The 5,740-nt window shown below is 66.1% G+C and carries 3 protein-coding genes and 3 pseudogenes; all 6 read right to left on the reverse strand.

Annotated elements, in window-relative coordinates:
- Positions 1 to 53 precede the first annotated feature (53 nt).
- Positions 54 to 1,265, reverse strand: coding sequence for a terpene synthase family protein (locus ACFWZ5_RS44300; RefSeq protein WP_384892795.1), 1,212 nt, complete (start codon positions 1,263 to 1,265; stop codon positions 54 to 56).
- Positions 1,262 to 2,272, reverse strand: a complete 1,011-nt coding sequence (locus ACFWZ5_RS44305) for a terpene synthase (RefSeq protein WP_384892798.1) — start codon at positions 2,270 to 2,272, stop codon at positions 1,262 to 1,264. The genes ACFWZ5_RS44300 and ACFWZ5_RS44305 overlap by 4 nt, the downstream gene beginning before the upstream one ends.
- A gap of 384 nt (positions 2,273 to 2,656) precedes the next feature.
- Positions 2,657 to 2,872: pseudogene (locus ACFWZ5_RS44310) on the reverse strand (cytochrome P450); the annotation flags it as partial.
- 118 nt (positions 2,873 to 2,990) lie between these two features.
- Positions 2,991 to 3,680: pseudogene (locus ACFWZ5_RS44315) on the reverse strand (cytochrome P450); the annotation flags it as partial.
- Between the two features lie 232 nt (positions 3,681 to 3,912).
- On the reverse strand, positions 3,913 to 5,019 hold the full coding sequence (locus ACFWZ5_RS44320; protein ID WP_384892801.1) for a polyprenyl synthetase family protein: 1,107 nt from the start codon (positions 5,017 to 5,019) through the stop codon (positions 3,913 to 3,915).
- A pseudogene (locus ACFWZ5_RS44325) lies at positions 5,016 to 5,717 on the reverse strand (flavodoxin-dependent (E)-4-hydroxy-3-methylbut-2-enyl-diphosphate synthase); the annotation flags it as partial. The gene ACFWZ5_RS44320 and the pseudogene ACFWZ5_RS44325, both read right to left, overlap by 4 nt.
- Positions 5,718 to 5,740 lie beyond the last annotated feature (23 nt).

Raw genomic sequence — 5,740 nt, forward strand, 5'->3', positions numbered from 1 at the left:
GGGCGTATTGAGCCGAAACTGCCCATGAATGCCTGCAACGAATCGAGTGGAAGTCAATCGGCTTTCGCCTGGCCCTGCCAAGGGGTGCCGTTCTCGTTGACATATCGCAGGGCGTCGTCGATGGCTCCGGCAGAGCGCTCCTCCCAGCCGTATCCGTAAATGCGCGGCGGCTCGTACGGGGTGCCGTCAGGGTTGACGTAGGCCATCTTCGTCTTGATCTTGATCTCTTCCCGGCCGTACTGAGCGGTGACGAACCCACCGTAGCCGTACCGGAACTGCCGGCCGATCTGGTCGTACCAGTTCTGAAGCCCGGCGATCTGGATCCCCAGGTGCTGCACGTAGTTCTCCACTGCTGCTTGGTGGGGGCCGAAGTCGGGGAGGCACTGCTGGAGGGACCACATCTCCTCCACGTCCCGATTGTGCATGGCCACCGTTTCGTCGACGGCCTGCTGGAGGCTCACCTGGCGGTGGTGGCGGATGCTCAGGATCTGGCTGACCACCTCGTTCTGTCCGAGGGCGAGTTCCTTGTGCAGGGAGCTGATGTCGTTCTGGAGGAAGATGACGCACGCCTGAAGGTCTCTGAGCCGCTGGATGACCGGGTGGTTGAAGACGTCGGCTGGCAGCAGCACGCCGGTGACCGGCTCAAGCTGGTCGGCGAAGGGCCGCATGCCGATGGAGTGCATGCGGATCATGCGGCAGCGGTAGACCGACGGATAGATGCCCTGCCTGCGAAATGCGACCTCCTCCATTAGCCCGTAGTGGATGTACTGCCAGTAGCTGAGCGCCATCCGGTCGATCCAGAACTGCGGCGCGTACCGGCGGAATTCTTCCCTTGCAGCGGCCATCTGCCGCAGCAGGCCCAGTTCCCCGGGCCTGGGATCGTCACGCCCGGTCATGACCTGATAGATGCGGTCGCGCAGCGGGGCGATCTCCTCTGCCGGGGTGAGGTCGAAGAAGTCGTCCATCAGCGTGATGTAGTTCATCCAGCGGGCGGCCGGACGCAGTCGGTCGACGTCGTTGGTGGTCGGGAACATATACGGGGTGACCCGGGAGAGCAGCTGCTTGCGGTAGCGTTCCCGGTCGGCCGGATTGGGGAACATGTCCGCGTAGTCTTCGTCGTACCAGCGGAAGGTCTCGTCGTCGAGCGCGTCGGCCAGCAGGCTGTCGATGGTTGGCCATGGGTAGGTCAGGCGGGGGATGACGAGTTCCTCGCCGGTGTCGGACTGGCCGGGGGCGGTCGGGTCTTGGCGCTCGGTGCTGGTCATGTCGGGTCCTTTCCTGCGGTGGCGCAGAGGGTGTCCTGGTCGGGGTAGTACTCGGGGTCGTAGCGGTGGACGTGTTGGTCGACGCCTCGCCAGCCGGAAATCACGAAACTGAAGTGGTGGATGTGCTGGGCGACCGGGTCTGTCCATCTGCCGAAGTCCGGAAGGTGGTGCTGAAGGCGGACGAACTCGTCCAGTTCGCGGTCGTGGATGGCGAACATCTCCTCGCGGGCCTGGTCTATCCGGATGCGGTGGTGGTGGGCCAGGACGTTGATGAAGTTCACGTTCCCCATGCCGGTGCGCATGTCTTTGTCGTAGGACTGGAACTCGTTGAACCAGCCGGTGATCCGTACGGTGAGTGATTTCAGCCGCCGGATGACGGAGTGGCCATGGATCTTTTCCGGCAGGACGGTGCCGGTCTCGATCTCCTTCAGGGCCAGGAACGGGTGGATCATCAGCGCCTTCTCCCGCATGGCCATGTACTCCTCGATGCCCGGGACGGTGCCGGCTGCGAGGTGCGTGGTCTCGGCCTCCAGGCCCTGGAAGTACAGGTCGAGGTCATCGGCCCACCGCGCCACCGAGGCGGGCGGGATGAAGGAGAGGGCACCGGTGCGGATCTGCGCGATCGCCCGGGCGAGCGGCACCCCCGCTTCCTGTGGCGTGATCTCGCCCCGGGCGACGGCCACCGTCTGCTGCCGCAGGTGCCGCACCTGATTAGGGGTGGCGTGCTCGTACACGTCATCCTGGTAGAGGGAGAACAGCATCATCCGGGCCAGCGGGATCAGACGCTCCCAGGTCGCTGACGGAAAGAAGGATGCCGTCATGTAGGCGGTCTTGACCTTCTTGAATCCTTCGGCGATCTCGGGCGGCACGATGCCCGCCCACTCCCCGTCGATCCACGCCCGGTCGGTGTGCTGCTGCAGCGCCTCAGCGTGGGGGTTCATCAGGCTGGGAAACGGATAGCGCAGCCTGGCCATCTCGGTCGGGTCCATCATACCCTCCTCACCCATGGCGGAGTTGTCCAAGACATCGTCGACATCGTCATGAATGAACAGAAAGCGTGGAACATTTCCAACGGCGCTCTGGAGAGCTAATTCGTTACACACCACAGATCCGTTGACACACCAGCATTCGCAGGCCGCGGGGGTGCAGCGTTCCGACAGGGGCGGGGCGGACGCGTTGGCTGGGGCTGAGTTTGAGGTGCCAGCGCTGGGTGATGGTGGCCAGGATGAGGGTTGCTTCGGTGATGCCGAGGGTGTCGCCGATGCATTTGCGGGCGCCCCTCCGGAAGGGACGAATGTCCCTCGCGGCAGGGCGTGTTTGTAGATCCATCGGTCGGGGTAGAGGTCGCTGCGGCGGTGGATGAGGTAGGGGCTGTAGGCGATGGTAGTGCCAGCGGGCAGGCAGTGGCTGCCGAGTTGGGTGTCCGTGGTGATGGTGCGCGTGAGGATCCAGGCGGGCGGCCACAGGCGCAGGGTTTCGATGATGATACGGCTGGTCAGGTCCAGCCGGGACAGGTCCTCGTAGGTGACCGGTTGGCCGTTGAGGACGGTTTGGACTTCGGTGCTCTGGTGCCTGGCGATATCGGGGTGCTGGGCAAGGAGGTACAGGGCTCACGCCAGGACGACGGCTACGGTCTCCGCGCCGCCAATGAAGTAACGTGACAAGGTTGTCGGCAATCTCAGAGCCGGACAGCGCCGCTGCCTCGCCCGGGGCCTCGTTGTCACGGGCGGTCAACAGAGCCGACAGCAGGCTGCTGGGGTCAGCGTGGCGGTCGCCGACAGCGTCCTTGAGGACGCGGCGGACTCGATCGCGTGATCGGTCGTAGCGGCGATTGCCCAGCAGGGGCAGCCATTTCGGCGTGAGCATGCGCCGATACACCTTGCCGATGAGGAAGGAGACGTCGTTGACCAGGGGACACAGTGCGGGGGCCGGGAGAGCGTCGGAGAACAGGGTGGTGGCCAGGATTCTGGAAGTGAGCGCCATCATCTCCGTGGGTACGTCCAGGACCTGGCCAGGGTGCCAAGCCCTTGTCATTTCGTTGGCCTGAGCGATCACCGCCTGCGCGTAGAGGGGCAGGTGGGCAGGATGGAAGGCGGGCTGGACCAGACGCCGTTGCCGCCGATGTGAAGAGTGGGGACAGGTCGACAGGCCATTGCCGATGCCGAGTACTCCCCGGCAACGCTCGTAAAAGAGGCCGCCCTTGTCGAAGGTTCGGTCGTCGCGCAGGACCTGACGTGTCAGTGCCGGATCGCAGACAACAACGACGGCTGTCCGCGCGAAGCGGACTTGGACCAGGTTGCCATGGGCGGGCAGGGAGACCAGAAAGCGCAGGGGATCGCGCATCAACGGCACAAGATGGCCGACCATGGGCAGCGCGCCTGGTGCACGGGGGATCGGTGAAGGGTAGGTCATCATGCATCCCTATCGGCGGGTCGAAGTGGAGGCACGGATTGCGGAGGTGTCGGGCAGCGGTTCGAAGTCGATGAGCAGCAGGCGAGGCGAGTAGGTGTCAGGGCGGGAGGCGCGTGCCGCGGCGGGTCGAAGACCCGGTGCAGCGCCAGGATGAGTCCCCCCAGACTCGGGTCCAATGGAATCGGCGACAGCAGAACCCGCCTGCTGGGGCCGTGCGTTGATGTGGTGCTGGCTGTCATGACACCCTCCAGACGGTCTTGTCGGCCAGGGCTCGCAGCTGGTGGAGTGCCCCGGCGGGAGCGGGCAGATGGTCGAGTGCGGTGAGGGCCTGCTCATACCGTTGGGTGATCATGTGCTCGACGGTCTGGTCCGCTCCGGTGGCCCGCAGCACTGCCCGCACGGTCTCTGCGTTCTTCTCGTCGAGGCGGGGGTTGCCGTATAGGCCGTGCAGCAGCCGCGTCTGGGTGTCGTCCGCGGCTTGGAGGGCGTGGGCGATGAGGACGGTGTGTTTACCTTCGCGCAGGTCGTCCAGGGCGGGTTTGCCGGTGTGTTCGGGGTGGCCGAAGGCGCCGAGGAGGTCGTCGCGGAGCTGGAACGCTTCGCCCAGCGGCAGCGCGAAGGCGGAGAGCTGGTGCATGAGAGGGTCGTCGGCTCCGGCAAGGGCCGCGCCGATGTGCAGGGGGCGTTCGATGGTGTATTTGGCGGTTTTGTAGCGGATGATGGCCAGGGCTGGTGCGGTGTCGGGGGTGGGGTATCCGGTGGCGATGAGGTCGAGGTACTGGCCGTACATCACCTCTCCGCGCATGAGGTCGATGAGTGGTTCGACGTGTTCGCGCTGGTCCGGTTTCAGGCCGTGGTGGGGGTCGTGGAGGAGTTCGTCGGACCACAGCAGGGCGAGGTCGCCGGTGAGGATGGCGGCGCTGGTGCCGAGGTCGTCGGCCAGGGCGCGGGTGCGGCCCGTGCGGTGGCGGGCGGCGAGGGTGTGGTGGAGGGTGGGCTGTCCGCGGCGGGTGGTGGAGTGGTCCATGATGTCGTCGTGGATGAGGCAGAAGGCGTGGAACATCTCCAGGGCCGCACCCACCTGCACCGCCTGGGCCGGGCTGCTGCCGCTCGTGTTGTTGCTGGCGGTGTGCCAGCCCAGGACACACAGCAGGGGACGGAGCCGTTTGCCGCCGGCGAAGATGAAGTCGTGCAGCAGCTCGGTGACCTCGCCGGGCAGACCGCCGTCGGCGGCCGTTGCCGCCTTGTTGGCCAGGAAGGACTTCAGCACGGCATCGACGGCCGTGCGGATACCCGGCAGGTCCAGCGGGGCGGTGACCGGTATGGCCGGGGAGGCGCTCATGGGCGGGCCCCCTCCTCGTTGCTGCCGGGGGCGTGGCCGACCAGGCGGAGTGCTTCTTCCACCAGCCGGTCGACGATCTGGGCTTCGGGGACGGTGGCGATCACCTGGCCGTGGACGAAGATCTGGCCCTTGCCGTTGCCGCAGGAGACCCCGAGGTCTGCTTCCCTCGATTCGCCGGGGCCGTTGACGATGCAGCCCATCACCGCGATGCGCAGGGGGTGGGGGAAGCCGGTGAAGGCGGCTTCGACTCGGTTGGCGAGGTGGTGGATGTCGACTTGGAGGCGGCCGCAGCCGGGGCACGAGACGATCTCCAGCCTGCGGGGGCGCAGCCCGAGCGAGGCGAGGATGTGGATGCCGGCCTTGACCTGCTCCACCGGGTCGGAGGAGATCGATACACGAATGGTGTCCCCGATACCCTCCGCCAGGAGGATGCTGAAGGCGACCGCGGATTTGACCGCGCCTTGCAGGGCGGGTCCGGCTTCGGTGACGCCGAGATGCAGGGGGTAGTCGCAGGCTGCGGCGAGCAGCCGGTTGGCGGCGACCACGGTCAGCGGGTCGTGGTGCTTGACCGCGATCTTCAGGTCTGTGAAGCCGTGTTCCTCGAACAGCGAGGCTTCCCACAGTGCGGACTCCACCAGCGCCTTCGCGGTGGCGCTGCCGTGCTTGGCGAGGAGGCGGGGGTCGAGGGAGCCGGCGTTTTATACTATACGGTCCGGTAACG

This window comes from Streptomyces sp. NPDC059003 (genome assembly GCF_042740445.1).
Lineage (GTDB): Bacteria > Actinomycetota > Actinomycetes > Streptomycetales > Streptomycetaceae > Streptomyces.